We start from the raw sequence: 16150 nt of genomic DNA, 5'->3' as shown, positions 1-16150 counted from the left end.
TCCAAAATTAGGTAGCTCAGGTAGGATAATGCCTGAGTTATGCGTTTTTCGCATGGGTATCCCAACGCTCAGCCGAAATCATTTTGCGGGTGCGAATTGCTACATTGCGCTGGCGCTTTCAGCCGCCGTGCAGCCATCGCGATGATGCCGCCGGCCGACAGACACTTGCTATTCTCCGACTTCCGCGATCGGACCTCATGAGCACCACGGAACACGGTCTCAAGCGCTCTTCTGCCGCCGGCGGATGGGGGGCCCTGAAGAGTTGCGGCAAGCACCTTCTCAAGAGCCGCGCCCCCTTGTCCGGCGCCCGCGTGTTGCTCGCGGCGAACCAACCCGATGGCTTCGATTGCCCCGGCTGTGCATGGGGTGATCCGGCTCACGGCTCGTCCTTCGAGTTCTGCGAGAACGGCGTGAAGGCAGTCTCCTGGGAAGCCACGGACAAACGGACGCCGCCGAAATTCTTCACCAAGCACACGCTGACCGAGCTGCGTGGCTGGACCGACTACGCCCTCGAGCTCGAAGGTCGCCTGACCCATCCGATGCGCTACGACGCGGCCTCCGACCGCTATGTCGCTGTCACCTGGGACGAGGCCTTCGCCGAGATCGGCGCGACTTTGCGCGGGCTCGATCATCCCGATCAGGCCGAGTTCTACACGTCCGGCCGTGCCTCCAACGAGGCGGCCTACCTCTACCAGCTCTTCGCGCGCCATTACGGCACCAACAATTTCCCCGACTGCTCCAACATGTGCCACGAGGCCAGCGGCATCGGGCTGACCGAGGCCATCGGCATCGGCAAGGGCACGGTGCTGCTGGAGGATTTCGAGAAGGCGGACGCGATCTTCGTCGTCGGCCAGAACCCCGGCACCAACCATCCGCGCATGCTGGCCGACCTGCGCCGGGCCGCCGAGCGCGGTGCCCGCGTCGTTGCCTTCAATCCGGTACGTGAGCGCGGGCTCGAGCGCTTTGCCGACCCGCAGAACAGCGTCGAGATGCTGCGCGGCGCGAGCCATACGATCGCCAGCCACTATTTCCAGCCGCGTCTGGGCGGCGACATGTCTGCCTTCCGCGGCATCGCCAAAGTGGTGTTCGCTCGCGACGACGCTGCGCTCGCCGCTGGCAAGCCCTCGCTGCTCGACCGCGCCTTCCTGCGCCGTCAAACCTCCGACTTCGAGGCCTACCGTGCCGCCGTCGATGCAACCTCCTGGGAGGCGATCCTCGACCAGTCCGGCCTGACCCGCGAGGAGATCGAGACGGCGGCCGACGTCTATCTCGGTGCCGACAAGGTCATCGCCACTTGGGCGATGGGCGTGACCCAGCACAAGCACTCCGTCGCGACCGTGCGCGAGATCGCCAACGTCATGTTCCTGCGCGGCCATGTCGGCCGTCCGGGCACCGGCCTCTGCCCCGTGCGCGGCCACTCGAACGTGCAGGGCGACCGTACGGTGGGCATCAACGAGAAGCCGCCGGCCGCCTTCCTCGACGCTCTCGACCGCCAGTTCGGCTTCAAGTCGCCCCGCGCCCACGGCCACAACGTGCTCGCCTCGATTGGCGCCATGCTCGACGGCTCGTCGAAGGCCTTCATCGGTCTCGGCGGCAATTTCGCCCGTGCGACGCCGGACAGCACTCTGGTCGCCAAGGCGCTCGCTTCCTGCGAACTCACCGTCCATATCGGGACGAAGCTGAACCACTCGCACCTGCTGCCGGGCCGCGTCGGCTACCTGCTGCCCTGCCTCGGCCGCACCGAGATCGACCGGAATTCGAAGCGCAAGATTCAGATCGTGACCGTCGAAGATTCGATGAGCATGGTCCACGGCTCGGGCGGCATCAACAAGCCGGCCTCGCCGGAGCTGCGCTCGGAAATCGGCATCATCGCCGGCATGGCGGCAGCGACGGTCGGTTCTGCCCATGTCGATTGGGCTGCGCTCGCCGACGATTACGACCTGATCCGCGATCTCATCGAGAAGACGATCCCCGGCTTCACCGGCTTCAATCTGCGGGTCCGCCGCCCGCGCGGCTTCATGCTACGCAATCTCGCCGCCGAGCGCGTCTTCGAGACGGCGAGCGGCAAGGCCAGCTTCTCCTTCGGCCCGATCCCGCAGGCGACCGAGCACCAGAAGGCTGCCGGCACGACGGATACGTTCGTCCTGCAGACGTTCCGCAGCCACGACCAGTACAACACGACGATCTACGGTCTCGATGATCGGTATCGCGGCGTTTACGGCGAGCGCCGCGTGATCTTCGCGCATCCCGACGATTGCGCCGTCCTTCGCGGCCTCTACGGCGAGCGTGTCGACGTCGTTCGTGCCGATGACGGGGATGGGGGCGACGTGGCCGAGGACTTCCGCCTGGTACCGTTCGAGATGCCGCGCGGCTCGCTCGCCGGCTACTATCCCGAGCTGAACGTGATGGTGCCGCTGTCGAGCTTCGGCGAGTTCTCGGACACTCCGACCTCGAAATCGGTGCTGGTGAAGATCCGCGCCCGCCCCGTGCTTGCCAAGGCGGCATGAGCGAGCCGCCCGCCGACGCGGAAACCTTCCTCGCCGCGACGGACACCATCGCGGCCCTCCGCTTCGACCTCTCGCAGTTGGAAGCCGGTGTGCTCGCCGGACTGTCGCTTGGGATCGCCGCGGACACGCGCAGCTTCGCGCGCATCTTCGGGATCGAGCACGCGCTGGTTCTGCGCGCACTGGAGATCCTGGTCGATCTCGGTCTGCTGACGGTCACCTCGCGCAACGCCCGCACGCAGCGCGCGCATTACGAGGTGAGCGAGGAGGGCGGATCGCTGCTCGGCGCGCTTAGGACCGAGACCAAGCGCGAGCGCAGCCGGAACTCCTGATCGGCGCCGGGAGCATCAGGAGAAGGCGGTCGAGCGCGACAGGCTCTCCCATTCCGTGATCTCGCCCCGCACCTGCTCCATCTTCTGCGCGACGAGTCCGAGCGCATCCTCGCCGAGGAAGAGGCGTGCCGGCGGGTTCTCGGCCTCGACCAGCCTGAGCAGGGCCTGAGCGGCCTTGTCGGGATCGCCCGGCTGGTTGCCGCTCTTCGCCTGCCGTGCGGCGCGGAGCGGGTCCATGACCGCGTCGTAGTCGCCGATGCTGCGCGGCGTGCGGTCCATCGAGCGCCCGGCCCAATCAGTGCGGAACTGGCCGGGGGCCAGGGACGTCACCCGGATGCCGAAGGCCGCCACTTCCTTGCCGAGCGCCTCCGAGATGCCCTCGAGCGCGAACTTGCTGCCGCAATAGAAGCTCACCCCCGGCAGCGCGACGGAGCCGCCCATCGACGTGACGTTGACGATGTGGCCGCGCCTCCGTTCGCGCATGCCCGGCAGCACGGCCTTGATCATGGCGACGGGGCCGAAGACGTTGGCGGCGAACTGACGACGAAGATCGTCCATCGACGATTCTTCGAGAACGCCCTCGTGCCCGTAGCCCGCATTGTTCACCAGCACGTCGATGGGCCCGATCTCGCGCTCCACGTTCTTGACGGCCTCTTCCACCGCCGCGTCGTCGGTCACGTCGAGGAGAAGCGGGGTGGCGCGCTCCGACGCGGCGAACGCGTCCGCATCGGCCTGGCGCCGGACGGTCCCGACGACCCGATGGCCGGCAGCCAGGGCGCCGGCGGCGAAGGCGCGGCCGAGGCCGGAGCTGACGCCGGTGATCAGGAAGGTCTTGGATTGAGTCATGAGATCACCGTGAGGCTGTTGGTTTATAGTTATATCATGATATAAAAATGGGATGAGCCGTGACAAGACCGCTTCCACCGCCAGGCAGCCGACCCGCGAACGCGTGCTCGACGCGGCCGAGCGCCTTCTCGCTCAGGGAAGTGCCGATTTCTCGATGCGGGAATTGGCCGACGACGCAGGGGTGAGCTTCGCGACGCCGTTCAATCAGTTCGGCGGCAAAGGCGCGATCATGCTCGCACTGTCGTCCCGGCGCATTGCGGCGATGCACGCGCAGCTCGGCGAAGCAGTCCTTCCGGAAGCGGCCTGCGGGCGCGTGCTTCTCGCCGTCGACATCGCGGTGCAGGTCATGCTGGCCTCACCTGCCGTGAACCGCGTCGTGATGGGCGCGATCGGAAGCCCCAACGAGGAGCCCGGAGAGGTTTCGGCTCAGTCCCGTTCCCTCTGGGCCGAGGCTTTGGGGCCGGGGGAGGAGCTTCTTTCCGCGACACGGCCGCTCGCGCTCGCCGTGCTCCCCGACCACCTCGCCATCGCGTTTCGAGGCGTGCTGTCCTTCTGGACGGCGGGAGAGATCCCCGATGCCTCGCTCGGGCCGCGCGCGCGGGCGGCAGCGGCAGCGGCTCTCCTGGGCTTCGTCGCTCGCGACGGACGTATCGAGCTTCTCGTCGCTCTCGAACACGGCGCGGCCGCTCAGCCATGAATCGAGATGCCGAGGCGCGGATCACCCGTGCCTCGGCATCTCTAGAGCATCGGCTCTCTTGAGAGCGGGGACGCTCAGCGGCGAACCGTGCCGTGGCTCATGCCGGAGACATGACGGCCGGCGCGGCTGTCCTGGACCGTGTCGGCGGGCATACTGGTGTAGCGGGTCGGCGCCGTCACGGACGAGGTCGCCTCCGAGGTCCCGGGGACGGTGAACTCGTGTCCCCAGGCCTGGAACGTCTCGGCCTGAGCGAAGCTCGGAGCACCGGCCATGCCGATGCCGACGACGAGGGCGGACAGAACGGAAGCAAGACGTGCGGTCATGACTTGGCCTTTCTGCAAGGTGATCTCTTGCAAATCTTGAGGTTCATTGTCGGTGTGCGATCGAGATCCTATCGATGATCCGATGATCGCGGCTCTGATGAGCGTAAGACTGAATCTCTACGCTGCAGAGGATTTCGCGGGGCACCGCGGAGAGTTACTCCGCGGTGCAATGCTCGTGTGCGCAAACACACGTCGACCGCTTTCGGAAATTCGCCACGGCGGCTTGGAGACGCCTTAACGCCGTCAGCCCGCACGGCATTTCGGTCGTCGCGGATGCGCGCATGATGTCGAGGGGCGAACATGGCGATGGGAGGAAGGGCGCTGATGTCGGCCACGGCGCTGGCGGGCATGCTGGCGTGTGCGCAAGCCGCCTCGGTCCTCAACGACGGGTTCTGGCTCGTTGCGGGGTCGTTCAAGGACCCGGACAACACGAATCCGCAATACGCCGCGATCAAGCAGGCGAGCGAGGCGGTGAAGCGTTGCGGTCTCGAGCCCTTCAACGACTTCAGCGTGAAGTTCGAGAAGTTTGCCGAGGGCTTCGACGTCGTGGTGGTGGGCGCCTACCGGACGGAGGCGCAGGCACGGGTGGCCCTGGCGAAGCTGAAGCCCTGCGTGCCCGAGCCCTTCATCAAGGCCGGCCGCTATCTCGGTGAATAGCGGGCCGGGCTGCGATCCTCGTCAGAAACCCTGCTCTTCGGTCTCCACCAGGATCTCGCGCTTGCCGGCATGGTTGGCCGGCCCGACGAGGCCTTCGGTCTCCATGCGCTCCATGAGCGAGGCCGCGCGGTTGTAGCCGATCTGCAGGCGGCGCTGGATGTAGGACGTCGAGGCCTTCTTGTCCCGCAGGACGACGGCCACAGCTTGGTCGTAGAGATCGCCGCCTTCGGATCCGAACTGACTAGCGTCGAAGACCGGACCGTCCTCGGAGGAGCCTCCGGCGCCTCCGGAGGAGGGGATGTCGCCCTCGTCGGCCGTGACAGCGTCGAGATAGGCGGGTCGGCCCTGGCGCTTGAGATGGGCGACGACGCTCTCGACTTCCGAATCCGAGCAGAACGGTCCGTGCACGCGGGTGGTGCGGCCACCACCGGCCATGAACAGCATGTCGCCCTGGCCGAGAAGCTGCTCGGCGCCCATCTCGCCGAGGATCGTGCGGCTGTCGATCTTCGAGGTGACCTGGAAGCTGATCCGGGTCGGGAAGTTCGCCTTGATCGTGCCGGTGATGACATCGACCGAGGGACGCTGCGTCGCCATGATCAGGTGGATGCCGGCAGCGCGGGCCATCTGGGCGAGACGCTGGATCGCGCCCTCGATGTCCTTGCCGGCCACCATCATCAGGTCGGCCATCTCGTCGACCACGATCACGATGTAGGGCAGCGGGTTGAGGTCCATGACCTCGTCCTCGTAGACCGCCTCGCCCGTGTGCCGGTCGAAGCCCGTCTGGACGGTGCGGGTCATGGTCTCGCCGCGCTCGCGGGCTTCGGCGAGCCGGGCGTTGAAGCCGTCGATGTTGCGCACACCGACCTTGGACATCTTCTTGTAGCGCTCCTCCATCTCACGCACGGCCCATTTCAGGGCGATGACCGCCTTCTTCGGGTCCGTGACGACGGGCGAGAGCAGGTGCGGGATGCCGTCATAGATCGACAGCTCCAGCATCTTGGGATCGACCATGATCAGGCGGCACTCCTCCGGCTTCAGTCGGTAGAGCAGCGAGAGGATCATGGTGTTGATGGCGACGGACTTGCCCGAGCCGGTGGTGCCGGCGACGAGCAGGTGCGGCATGCGGGCGAGATCGGCGATGATCGGCTCGCCGCCAATGTTCTTGCCGAGGCACAGAGCGAGGCTCTGCTTCGTTTCCGCGAAATCCTGCGAGGCCAACAGCTCGCGCAGGAAGACCGTCTCGCGCTTGGTGTTCGGCAGCTCGATACCGATGGCGTTGCGCCCGGGCACGACGGCGACGCGGGCCGAGATCGCCGACATCGATCGGGCGATATCGTCGGCGAGTGAGATCACGCGGCTCGACTTGGTGCCGGGCGCCGGCTCCAGTTCGTAGAGCGTCACGACCGGGCCGGGGCGAACGGCCAGGATGTCGCCGCGCACGCCGAAATCGGAGAGCGTGGCTTCGAGCAACGTGGCGTTCTGCTCCAGCGCGTCGGCTGAGAGTTCGGTCCCGGGAGCGGCGGGCCGCGGCAGGGCGAGGAGTTCGAGGGCCGGGTGACGGTATTCGCTCGGCTCGCCGCGCGGCATCGGTCGCGGACCGGCCGGCGCCGCCGGCGGCAGCGGAGCGGAGACGCGGCCGCGCGGAGCCTGGGCCGTCTCCTCGAAGGCGTCGTCCTCGTCGTCCTGCGAGATCGCCGCGGCGGGCATGCGGCGCGAGACGGGCTGGGGCGCAGGCGCCTCGGCCGCGGGATCGAAACGCTCGTCCCGGTTCTCGCCGCGCTCGTCAAAAGTCGGCTCGCGCCGCGCACCCGAGCCTTGCATGCGCTCCTGTGCCTGCTCGGCCCAAGGCGGATCGTCTTCGAAGGCGCGGCGGGCCGCGATGGCACCGGGCGAAGAGCCGGCATAGGCGAACTCGTCGGCCTGACGACCCGCTTGGAAATTGGCCAGGCGCGTGCGCAGCGCCCGGCGACCATTCATCATGGCTTGGGCCAGAGCGCCGAGCGACAGGATGCCGAGGCTCGGCTCGTCGGCATCGTGGCGGCTCTGGCGATCGTTCGCGTAGACCGGCTCGTCGTATTCCTCATCCTCGTCATGGATGCCGGCGCGGCAGGCGCCGGTGAGGGAAAGGATGGCGACGGCGGCATAGAGCACGCCGACCAAGGCGGCGGCCGGCCCTGCAATGGCGCCGACCACGAGCCTGGCGACCGAGAGCAGCGCATCCCCGGCGACGCCACCGAGGCCGGTCGGCAGCGGCCAACTCGCCGTCGGCGGCAGAGCGCTCGCGACGGCGCTGGAGGCAAGGAAGCCGATCACCCAGAGGGCGAGGCGCAGGCCGCCGCGAGGCAGATTGTGCTCGCGCATCAGCCGGGCGCCCCAGAGCACCGGCGGCAGCGCGAAGGCCAGCGAGCCGAGCCCGAGAAGCTGCATGGCGAGATCCGAGACGGCGGCGCCCGCGCGGCCGAGCACGTTGTGCGCAGCCCGTTCGGTGGCGTGGTTCAGACTTGGGTCGTCGATCGACCACGTCGCCAGGGCCACGATCATGGCCATGGCTCCGGCGAACAGGACGAGGCCGCCGAACTCCGTCAGTCGCTTCGCCATGAACGGGCGGAAGCTGTCGACGAATGTGTCGTACGGCGATGCGGAACGGCGGAGCGAGCGCATGCGGGACCGGACGCGGAGCGAGAAATCTTTCGCTAAGGCTATCCCGGTGCAGTTAACGGCCCTTTAAGCTTGCTTGGCTGCCGCGGCACTGATGCTTCAGGGCATCGCGGGCAGGCCGCATTCTGTTGTGGATGCGCTGCTGTGACGGCTCCTTCCCTTCGGTCATCGCAAATGACGACGTTTCGCGGCGAAAACGATCCTGCCATGCAAAGCTCGGTGGAGGCGAAGCCGATCGCGGCGCGCTACTTCACTGGCGACGCATCCTCGATCCCGCACCGGACAATGGCTGGGCCGTCGAACCCACGCCGCAACGCGATGCCGTGAGCTAAGCCGATCGATGTCCTCTCCAGGTCCGACACCACAGGCGCTTGCCCGAGACGGCGTGCCGCTGGCTCAGCGCAGGCGGGCCATGGCGGCCATCCTTACCGGGATCGGGCTCGCCGTTCTCGACACCGCCATCGCCAACACGGCGTTGCCCACCATCGCCGCCGATCTGGGGGTCGATCCAGGGACTTCGGTCTGGATCGTCAATGCCTATCAGCTCGCGGTGATGGCGACGTTGCTGCCGATGGCAGCGCTTGGCGAGATCATCGGGCAGCAGCGGGTCTTCGTGGCCGGGATCGCGCTGTTCACCGCCTCCTCCCTCGTCTGCGCCCTGGCCTGGTCGCTGCCGACCCTCGTTGCCGCCCGCGTGCTCCAGGGCCTCGGCGCGAGCGCGATCATGGCGGTCAACATCGCCCTGGTCCGCTTCGTCTATCCCCTCAATAATCTCGGGCGCGGGGTCGGGCTCAACGCGCTGACGGGAAGCGTCTGCTTTGTGGCCGGGCCCACGGTTGCGTCCCTCATTCTCCTTGCGTCGTCCTGGCCGTGGCTGTTCGCCGTAAACGTGCCGATCGGGCTCGCCGCGCTGGCGCTCGCCCTGAACGCCTTGCCGGATACCGGCCGCGCGGCGCATCGCTTCGACGGGATCGGCGCGATCCTCAACGTGATCACCTTCTCCCTACTCATCCTGGGGCTCGGCGAGGCAGCGCACGAGCAGCCTCCCTGGCGGATCGCACTCGAGCTCGGCGGGACGCTCCTCTTCGGCACGATGCTGCTGCGGCGACAGGCCAACCATCCCGCACCGATGCTGGCGGTCGACCTGCTGAAGCGGCCGCTGTTCACGCTCTCGGCCGTGACCGCCGTCTGCTCTTTCGCGGCCCAAGGCCTCGCCTTCGTCTCCTTGCCTTTCCTGTTCCAGCATCAGCTGGGGCGCTCGCAAGTCGAGACCGGCTTCCTGATGACGCCCTGGCCCGTCGTCGTCGCGCTGATGGCGCCCGTAGCGGGGCGACTCTCGGACCGCCACGCGCCGGGCCTGCTCGGTGGCATCGGCCTCGCCGTACTGGCCGTCGGGATGGGGCTCCTCGCCACCTTGCCGGAGGCTCCGAGCGTCGTGGACATCGCTTGGCGGATGATGATCTGCGGGGCGGGATTCGGCTTCTTCCAGGCACCGAACCTGCGCGCCCTGATGACCAGCGCTCCGCCCGAGCGATCCGGCGGGGCGAGCGGCATCGTCGCGACCTCGAGACTGCTCGGTCAGACCCTGGGCGCCGCGCTCGTCGCGGCCTGTTTCGCCATCTCGGAGGCGCATGGGCCGGCCCTTGCGATGGGGCTCGGCGGCCTTTTCGCGGGCGCCGCGAGCATTGCGAGCTTCACGCGCCTCGCCGTTCGGTAAGCTTGAGGCTGTCTGCGGCTGCCGGAATCGAAGCCAATCGTCAGTAGGGATCGCTGCGCTCGAAGATCTCCTGTCCCATCAGGACGCAGCTTCTGGGCATCCGCGCATAGATCAGGCGCATGCGGTACTCGCCCTTGTAGATGCTGCCCTCCACCTCGATCACGTCGAAGCGGCGGCTGCCCACGAGGGAGGCGACCGTGCCGATCTGCTTGATGCTGGCGGCATCGATCGTGGCCCGATCGTCGCCATCGCTGTGGAAGCGCAGCAACTTGAGGGCCTGCTTGCCAGCGTCCGTAGCGCAGAGCGGCGGTGCTGCGAGGGCGGCAGAGGATTGCAGGGCCAGGGCGAGCATCGCCTTCAGCAGCAATGACCTCATTCGACAACGCCTCCAGCCATTCGGAATCCCGTATCACCTATCTGCCGCGCGCTGGTAAGTCTCTCGGCAAAGCACGTGGATGCCGCTCGGCGGAGCTCGACGAGGACGAATGCCCATGATCGCCCGTGCTGCCGCCGCGCTCCTCGCCCTGGCTGTCTCCTCTGCCGCCATCGCGACATCCTGGACGGCCTACGGCAATGCGCGCTTCGGCTACGTCGTCGATCTGCCCCCGGGCTTTCCGCCGATCCGGGAGGCCGACAACAGCGATGGCGGTGTCTCCGCGTCGGCAGAAGGGCACGCGGCGCTCTCGGTCTGGGGCTCCAACCTGCTCGATTCGACGTTTCGGCGTGAGGCCGAGTCGCGCATCGCCGGTGACGCCGAGAAGGGCTGGTCGATCGGCTATCGCGCGGTGACGGCGCGCGCTGCCTCCTGGTCTGGGTCCAAGGGAGACAGGATTCTCTACGTGCGGGCGATCGCGGGCTGCAAGGATCAGGCGGCCTTCATGCGGATCGAGTACGACGCGAGTGCCAAGGCGGTCTACGATCCGATCGTCTCCCGGCTCGCAAGGAGCCTGAAGGCAAGCGGCGGCTGCTGAGCGGCCGAGGCGGCTTCCGCGTCGCGGCATCTTCCCATCTCAGTCCCGGTCGCGTTACAGCGCGTGACCCTTCGGCCGTGCGATGGCCGCGTGACGTGGAATGACGACGATGAGCCTGCTGACCCGCATCCTTTCGCCGCGCTCGGGTTCGAGCGACGGACCGCGGACGCTGCGCCTCGGCATTGCCGGGCTCGGCACCGTCGGCGCCTCCGTCATGCGGATGATCGCGCGCCGGGCCGAGGCGCTGTCGGCGGCGACCGGCTGCACGATCACGGTCACGGCAGTTTCGGCCCGCGACCCGAAGCGCGACCGCGGCATCGACCTCACCGGCATCACCTGGTTCGACGATCCTGTCGCCCTGGCGCGCTCGGAGAACGTCGATTGCGTGGTCGAGCTCGTCGGCGGCTCGGAAGGTGCGGCCAAGGATATCGTCGAGGCAGCGCTCGCAGCCGGCAAGCACGTCGTCACCGCCAATAAGGCACTCCTTGCCCATCACGGCAACGCGCTCGCCAGGCAAGCGGAGGAGCGTGGCGTCTCGCTTGCCTACGAGGCATCCGTGGCGGGCGGCATTCCGGTCATCAAGGCGATCCGCGAAGGCCTGGCCGGCAACGAGGTCAGCCGCGTCTACGGAATCATGAACGGCACCTGCAACTACATCCTCAGTCGAATGGAGGCGGAGGGGCTGACCTTCGAAGCCTGCCTCAAGGACGCGCAGGCGTTGGGCTATGCCGAGGCCGACCCGACCTTTGACGTCGAGGGCTTCGACACCGCCCACAAGCTCGCCATCCTCACCAGCCTCGTCTTTGGCGTCGAGATCGACGTAGAGGGAGTCTCGGTGGAGGGCATCTCCGCGATCCAGCCCCTCGACCTGACGATGGCGGACGAACTCGGCTACCGGATCAAGCTGCTCGGCGTCGCCCAGGCGACCGAGGCAGGTATCGAGCAGCGCGTGCACCCGACCATGGTGCCGAAAGGCTCTGCCATCGCCCAGGTCATGGGCGTGACCAACGCCGTCACCATCGACGCCGATGCCGTGAAGGAGTTGACGCTCATCGGACCCGGCGCAGGCGGTGATGCCACGGCCTCCGCGGTCGTCGCCGACATCGCCGACGTGGCAGCCGGCCTGGTGCGCCCGACCTTCGGCCAGCCGGTGACGCAGCTCGCCGCGCCGCGCCGTGTCGAGATGCAACGCCATGAGGGCGGCTACTACATCCGGCTCACTGTTCACGACCGGACAGGCGTCGCAGCGGGTGTGGCCACCCGCATGGCCGAGCGCGAGATCTCGATCGAGAGCATCGTCCAACGCCGTTCCGCGAAAGCAGAGCCGGCCGATGCCCGGGCTGCATCGAGCGATCCCCGTGGCTTGGCGCGCCAACCGGTGCCGTTGGTGTTGATCACTTACGCGGCAACAGAGGGGAACATCCGTGCGGCCCTTGACGCCATCGCTGCGGATGGTCTGCTGGCGGAAGCGCCACAGTTGATCCGCATCGAGCGCGAATAGGGCTCCAAGGCCGCAAGACGGCCGGCCCAAAGAACCAAAAGGGACGGAACCACGATGCCCTTGGCCGATACCGGGATCTTCAGCGACCGCTCCGCGCGGGGACTGACGCTGGAGCTGGTGCGTGTGACCGAGCGTGCGGCTATCGCCGCGGCACGACTGCGCGGCCAGGGCAAGGAGCGCGAGGCCGACCAGGCTGCCGTCGACGCCATGCGCGACGAGCTGACGGCGCTCCCCATCGTCGGCACGGTCGTGATCGGCGAGGGCGAGCGCGACGAGGCGCCGATGCTCTACATCGGGGAGGTGCTCGGAACCGGCAACGGCCCCGAGGTCGATATTGCTGTGGACCCGTTGGAGGGGACCACCCTCTGCGCGAAAGACATGCCTGGCGCCATCGCGGTGATGGCGCTTGCGGAAAAGGGCACGTTGCTCGCCGCCCCCGACGTCTACATGCAGAAGATCGCCATCGGTCCCGGCTACCCACCCGGCACGATCGATCTCGACAAGAGTCCGGCCGAGAACATCGCCGCGCTCGCCAAGGCGAAAGGCGTCGAACCCTCCGCGCTCACGGCGATCATCCTCGACCGGCCGCGCCACATCGACCTCGTCGCGGCAGTGCGCGCGACGGGAGCGGGTGTGCGCCTGATCTCGGACGGCGACATTGCTGCCATCATCCACACCACGGCGCCCGAAGAGACTGGGGTCGACATTTATCTCGGCTCCGGGGCGGCCCCGGAGGGCGTCATTGCGGCAGCTGCCCTCTGCTGCATCGGCGGCCAGATGGAGGGCCGGCTGATCCTCGACAGCGCCGACAAGCGGGCGCGGGCGTCGAAGATGGGCATCACCGACCCCAACCGGAAATACGACATGCACGATATGGCCCGTGGCGACGTGATCGTCGCGGCGACCGGCGTGACGGATGGCGCGCTGCTCGGTGGCGTGCGCTTCAAACCCGGGATGATCGAGACCGAGACCGTAGTCTATCGCTCCAATACCGGAACGGTGCGACGCATCGCCTGCGAGCACCGCCGGCCGGCACTGATGGACCATTGAGGATCGTCTGCCGCACCTGACGCCGGCAGGAATGGTGTCGGAAACGAAAAGGGCAGCGGATGACCCGCTGCCCTTTTCGTTTTCTGATCTTTTCCGAAACCTAGAAGATGCTGCCCGACATCCGGCTCATGCCCTGCTTGGCAACCGAGTTGTTTGGATCGAGAGAGGAAGCCTGAGTGTAGCTCTCGCGAGCTTCCTTCTTGCGATTGGTCTTCTCGTAGGCGAGGCCGCGATAGGCCCAGGAATTCGCGTCCTTCGAGTTGACGTTGAGGGCCGCGTTGTAGTCCTCGATCGCCTTGTCGTACTGGTTCGTGGCGATCAGGCTCTGGCCGCGGGCGGCGTAGGGCGCCGCGACGAAGGGGTTGCGGTCGATGGCGGCGGCGAAGTCGCCGATGGCCTCGGCATCGTGGCCCTGCCTCTGACGGACCAGGCCGCGGGCATGGTAGGCCTCGGCGGATTCCGGAGCGAGGCGGATCGCGACGTTCAGATCGTTGACGGCGCCGCCGAGATCGCCCTGGGCACGCTCGAGGTTGGCGCGACCGATATAGGCGGCAGCGAAATTCGGGTCGTTGGCGATGGCCTTCGAGAAATCCTGCAGAGCGGCGTCGTTGCGACCCGTCTGGCGGTAGGCGAGGCCGCGGTTGTTGTAGGCCGAGGCCGAATTCGGGTCGATCTGGATCGCCTTCGAGAAATCGCCGATCGCGTCGCCGTACTGGCCCGAGCGGGCATAGGCCGCGCCGCGGGTCACGTAGGCGCCGGCATCGTTCGGATTGCGCGAGATCACCTCGCTCAGCGAATTGATGTTGGTGTTGGTGGCGCCGGTTGTGTCGGCAGCGTCGAGCACCGCGTATTGGCGCGGCGAACCGGCGCTGTAGGTCTCACAGCCGCCCAAAGCGGCTGCCGTCAGCACCAACGCGCCGACAAGTCCAACGTGGTGCGTCCTCGGCTTCATGGACGTCATCGACCCGCTCCCCTCCGGCCATCCCGCGCTCGCCGCGTCGGCCGACACTGTCTACGATCCCGTCGCGCTCTCGACGAAGGTCGGAAGTGCAAATGCACGTTCGCCGATTGCGGTGAACGCGCACTTAAAGCGGCGCGACTTTGCCGCTGAAACCTTTCGATGTGGCGAAGGTGTGGCTCCCTCGGGCGCGGAGGCCGATTGGGGGTTCCGGAGGGTCCGATCCAGCCCGCCTGTGGCGCGCGGGTTACGACTCGCGCTGCCGGATGAGCCGTGTCACGTGACCCATCTTGCGGCCGGGACGGGCGTCGCCCTTGCCGTAGAGATGCAGGTGCGCGCCGGGCTCGGCCAGGATCGCCAGCCAATCGTCGACCTGATCGCCGATCAAGTTGCGCATCTCGACGTCGAGGCCGCCGACGCGCGAGGAATTGCCGAGCGGCCAGCCGCAAACGGCCCGCACGCATTGCGCGAATTGCGAGGTCAGTGCGCCCTCGATGGTCCAGTGGCCGGAATTGTGGACGCGCGGCGCGATCTCGTTGACGACGAGCCGCGCAGCGCCGGCCGGCCCGGCCACCTCGAACAACTCCACGGCCAGCACGCCGACATAATCGAGCGCCTCGGCGATCTGCCGGGCGATGCTGACCGCCGCGTCGCCCGTCTCACGGACGAGGCCGGGTGCGGGCACGCGGGTGACCGCCAGGATGTGGTTCTGGTGCTCGTTGGCACAGGGATCGAAGGCCGCGAAGCTTCCATCGGTGCCGCGCGCGGCGACCACCGAGATCTCGCGCTCGAACGGCACGAAGCCTTCCAGGATGCAGGGCACGCCGCGGAACTCTGCGAGAATCGCCGCGAGGTCGTCGCCCTCGCGGATCATGCGCTGGCCCTTGCCGTCATAGCCGAACCGGCGTGTCTTCAGCACGGCCGGATAGCCAAGGGCGTCGAGGGCATCCGAGAGGTCCTGCACTGTATCGACGGGCCGGAACGGCGCCGTTGGGATGCCGAGGCCATTGACGAAGCGCTTCTCGGCAAGGCGATCCTGGGTGGTCAGCAGGGCGCGCGGGTTGGGATGAAGCGGGGCGTGCCGCGCCAGGATTTCGGCGGTAGCGTGCGGAATGTTCTCGAATTCGTAGGTCACGACGTCGACGCTGTCGGCGAAGGCGGCAAGCGCTTCGGCATCCTCGTAGGGCGCCACCGTGGTCGCAGCGCAGACGTCGAAAGCCGGGCTGTCGGCATCGGGCGCGTAGACATGGACCTTGAGGCCGTAATTCGCGGCGGCGAGCGCGATCATGCGGCCGAGCTGGCCGCCTCCGAGAATGCCGATGGTGCCGCCGGGCCGCACAGGCCCTGCCTTGATCTTCTTCGCCATGATAATTGTCTTTTAGTGTTCGGTCGTGTCGGGCCGCTCGGCGACAGACGCCGTCTGGCGCTCGCGCCATGCATCGAGCCTGCCGGCGAGACCTTCATCCGTCAGCGCCAGCACCGCGGCGGCGAGGAGAGCTGCGTTGATCGCTCCGGCACGTCCGATCGCCAGTGTACCCACCGGAATGCCGGCGGGCATCTGTACGATTGAAAGAAGGCTGTCCTTGCCCGAAAGCGCCTTCGACTCCACCGGCACACCGAAGACCGGCAGCGGCGTCATCGCGGCCGCCATGCCCGGCAGATGGGCGGCGCCGCCCGCACCGGCGATCACTACCTTGAAGCCGGCCTCGCGAGCGCCCTTCGCGAAAGCGACGAGCCGGTCGGGGGTGCGATGGGCCGAGACGATGCGCGCGTCATAGGTGAGACCGAGCGCATCCAGGGTCTCGGCAGCGTGCCGCATAGTCGCCCAGTCGGACTGGCTTCCCATGATGATCGCCACGGGGGCCGATCCCGACATCCTCGTCACTTTCGGTTGCTAGAAGTGGACCGGCGATGAGACGCCAGGGTCATGCTGCCG

At 67.5% G+C, this 16150-nt stretch carries 15 protein-coding genes; 8 read left to right on the top strand and 7 right to left on the bottom strand.

Features of this window, described 5'->3' with window-relative positions; genetic code table 11:
• Positions 1-197: 197 nt before the first annotated feature.
• Positions 198-2507, top strand: a complete 2310-nt coding sequence (locus HCU64_RS01420) for an FdhF/YdeP family oxidoreductase (RefSeq protein ID WP_233382012.1) — start codon at positions 198-200, stop codon at positions 2505-2507.
• On the top strand, positions 2504-2836 hold the full coding sequence (locus HCU64_RS01415) for a hypothetical protein (protein WP_233382011.1): 333 nt from the start codon (positions 2504-2506) through the stop codon (positions 2834-2836). The genes HCU64_RS01420 and HCU64_RS01415 overlap by 4 nt, the downstream gene beginning before the upstream one ends.
• 15 nt (positions 2837-2851) lie before the next feature.
• Here the strand turns inward: HCU64_RS01415 and HCU64_RS01410 are convergent, their stop codons facing one another.
• Positions 2852-3682, bottom strand: coding sequence for an oxidoreductase (locus HCU64_RS01410; protein ID WP_233382010.1), 831 nt, complete (start codon positions 3680-3682; stop codon positions 2852-2854).
• A gap of 52 nt (positions 3683-3734) precedes the next feature.
• Between HCU64_RS01410 and HCU64_RS01405 the strand changes: the two genes are divergently transcribed.
• Positions 3735-4379: a TetR/AcrR family transcriptional regulator gene (locus HCU64_RS01405; protein ID WP_233382009.1), complete on the top strand. Its 645-nt coding sequence runs from the start codon at positions 3735-3737 to the stop codon at positions 4377-4379.
• A gap of 74 nt (positions 4380-4453) precedes the next feature.
• Here the strand turns inward: HCU64_RS01405 and HCU64_RS01400 are convergent, their stop codons facing one another.
• Positions 4454-4702, bottom strand: coding sequence for a hypothetical protein (locus HCU64_RS01400; RefSeq protein WP_233382008.1), 249 nt, complete (start codon positions 4700-4702; stop codon positions 4454-4456).
• A gap of 324 nt (positions 4703-5026) precedes the next feature.
• Here HCU64_RS01400 and HCU64_RS01395 point away from each other — a divergent pair, with 324 nt between their 5' ends.
• Complete coding sequence (locus tag HCU64_RS01395) at positions 5027-5359, top strand: SPOR domain-containing protein (protein WP_233382007.1); 333 nt, start codon at positions 5027-5029, stop codon at positions 5357-5359.
• Between the two features lie 21 nt (positions 5360-5380).
• Here HCU64_RS01395 and HCU64_RS01390 read toward each other — a convergent pair whose 3' ends face one another.
• Entirely contained in the window at positions 5381-8020 is a 2640-nt protein-coding gene (locus HCU64_RS01390; RefSeq protein WP_233382006.1) for a DNA translocase FtsK, read from the bottom strand.
• A 337-nt stretch (positions 8021-8357) separates the two neighbouring features.
• On the opposite strand from HCU64_RS01390, the gene HCU64_RS01385 reads away from it, so the two are divergent.
• Complete coding sequence (locus tag HCU64_RS01385; RefSeq protein ID WP_233382005.1) at positions 8358-9734, top strand: MFS transporter; 1377 nt, start codon at positions 8358-8360, stop codon at positions 9732-9734.
• 40 nt (positions 9735-9774) lie between these two features.
• On the opposite strand, the gene HCU64_RS01380 is transcribed toward HCU64_RS01385, so the two are convergent.
• Positions 9775-10110, bottom strand: a complete 336-nt coding sequence (locus HCU64_RS01380; protein WP_233382004.1) for a hypothetical protein — start codon at positions 10108-10110, stop codon at positions 9775-9777.
• 115 nt (positions 10111-10225) lie between these two features.
• Between HCU64_RS01380 and HCU64_RS01375 the strand changes: the two genes are divergently transcribed.
• The 3 genes from HCU64_RS01375 to glpX all read left to right on the top strand — a co-directional run bounded on the left by HCU64_RS01375 (position 10226) and on the right by glpX (position 13256).
• Positions 10226-10705 carry a hypothetical protein gene (locus HCU64_RS01375; protein ID WP_233382003.1) on the top strand — a complete coding sequence of 160 codons (480 nt, stop codon included), beginning with the start codon at positions 10226-10228 and terminating at the stop codon, positions 10703-10705.
• Positions 10706-10814: 109 nt separating this feature from the next.
• Complete coding sequence (locus HCU64_RS01370; protein WP_233382002.1) at positions 10815-12206, top strand: homoserine dehydrogenase; 1392 nt, start codon at positions 10815-10817, stop codon at positions 12204-12206.
• 54 nt (positions 12207-12260) lie between these two features.
• On the top strand, positions 12261-13256 hold the full coding sequence (gene glpX, locus HCU64_RS01365) for a class II fructose-bisphosphatase (RefSeq protein ID WP_233382001.1): 996 nt from the start codon (positions 12261-12263) through the stop codon (positions 13254-13256).
• A gap of 100 nt (positions 13257-13356) precedes the next feature.
• Here the strand turns inward: glpX and HCU64_RS01360 are convergent, their stop codons facing one another.
• The 3 genes from HCU64_RS01360 to purE all read right to left on the bottom strand — a co-directional run bounded on the left by HCU64_RS01360 (position 13357) and on the right by purE (position 16090).
• Positions 13357-14217, bottom strand: a complete 861-nt coding sequence (locus tag HCU64_RS01360; protein ID WP_233382000.1) for a tetratricopeptide repeat protein — start codon at positions 14215-14217, stop codon at positions 13357-13359.
• 244 nt (positions 14218-14461) lie between these two features.
• Positions 14462-15580: a 5-(carboxyamino)imidazole ribonucleotide synthase gene (locus tag HCU64_RS01355; RefSeq protein WP_233381999.1), complete on the bottom strand. Its 1119-nt coding sequence runs from the start codon at positions 15578-15580 to the stop codon at positions 14462-14464.
• A gap of 12 nt (positions 15581-15592) precedes the next feature.
• Positions 15593-16090 carry a 5-(carboxyamino)imidazole ribonucleotide mutase gene (gene purE, locus HCU64_RS01350; protein ID WP_233381998.1) on the bottom strand — a complete coding sequence of 166 codons (498 nt, stop codon included), beginning with the start codon at positions 16088-16090 and terminating at the stop codon, positions 15593-15595.
• Between the last annotated feature and the right edge of the window lie 60 nt (positions 16091-16150).

The sequence above is a fragment of the Methylobacterium sp. C25 genome (genome assembly GCF_021352225.1).
GTDB lineage: Bacteria > Pseudomonadota > Alphaproteobacteria > Rhizobiales > Beijerinckiaceae > Methylobacterium.
Note: the sequence above shows the minus strand (reverse complement) of the source record. Positions and strands in the feature narration are given on the sequence as shown.

What these genes read in the sequence shown, in the direction of transcription:
- HCU64_RS01415 (WP_233382011.1), top strand. Translation starts at nt 2,504, where the DNA reads ATGAGCGAGCCGCCCGCCGACGCGGAAACCTTCCTCGCCGCGACGGAC.
- glpX (WP_233382001.1), top strand. Translation starts at nt 12,261, where the DNA reads ATGCCCTTGGCCGATACCGGGATCTTCAGCGACCGCTCCGCGCGGGGA.
- HCU64_RS01420 (WP_233382012.1), top strand. Translation starts at nt 198, where the DNA reads ATGAGCACCACGGAACACGGTCTCAAGCGCTCTTCTGCCGCCGGCGGA.
- HCU64_RS01405 (WP_233382009.1), top strand. Translation starts at nt 3,735, where the DNA reads ATGAGCCGTGACAAGACCGCTTCCACCGCCAGGCAGCCGACCCGCGAA.
- HCU64_RS01395 (WP_233382007.1), top strand. Translation starts at nt 5,027, where the DNA reads ATGTCGGCCACGGCGCTGGCGGGCATGCTGGCGTGTGCGCAAGCCGCC.
- HCU64_RS01380 (WP_233382004.1), bottom strand. Translation starts at nt 10,110, where the DNA reads ATGAGGTCATTGCTGCTGAAGGCGATGCTCGCCCTGGCCCTGCAATCC.
- purE (WP_233381998.1), bottom strand. Translation starts at nt 16,090, where the DNA reads ATGTCGGGATCGGCCCCCGTGGCGATCATCATGGGAAGCCAGTCCGAC.
- HCU64_RS01355 (WP_233381999.1), bottom strand. Translation starts at nt 15,580, where the DNA reads ATGGCGAAGAAGATCAAGGCAGGGCCTGTGCGGCCCGGCGGCACCATC.
- HCU64_RS01370 (WP_233382002.1), top strand. Translation starts at nt 10,815, where the DNA reads ATGAGCCTGCTGACCCGCATCCTTTCGCCGCGCTCGGGTTCGAGCGAC.
- HCU64_RS01385 (WP_233382005.1), top strand. Translation starts at nt 8,358, where the DNA reads ATGTCCTCTCCAGGTCCGACACCACAGGCGCTTGCCCGAGACGGCGTG.
- HCU64_RS01360 (WP_233382000.1), bottom strand. Translation starts at nt 14,217, where the DNA reads ATGACGTCCATGAAGCCGAGGACGCACCACGTTGGACTTGTCGGCGCG.
- HCU64_RS01410 (WP_233382010.1), bottom strand. Translation starts at nt 3,682, where the DNA reads ATGACTCAATCCAAGACCTTCCTGATCACCGGCGTCAGCTCCGGCCTC.
- HCU64_RS01375 (WP_233382003.1), top strand. Translation starts at nt 10,226, where the DNA reads ATGATCGCCCGTGCTGCCGCCGCGCTCCTCGCCCTGGCTGTCTCCTCT.
- HCU64_RS01390 (WP_233382006.1), bottom strand. Translation starts at nt 8,020, where the DNA reads ATGCGCTCGCTCCGCCGTTCCGCATCGCCGTACGACACATTCGTCGAC.
- HCU64_RS01400 (WP_233382008.1), bottom strand. Translation starts at nt 4,702, where the DNA reads ATGACCGCACGTCTTGCTTCCGTTCTGTCCGCCCTCGTCGTCGGCATC.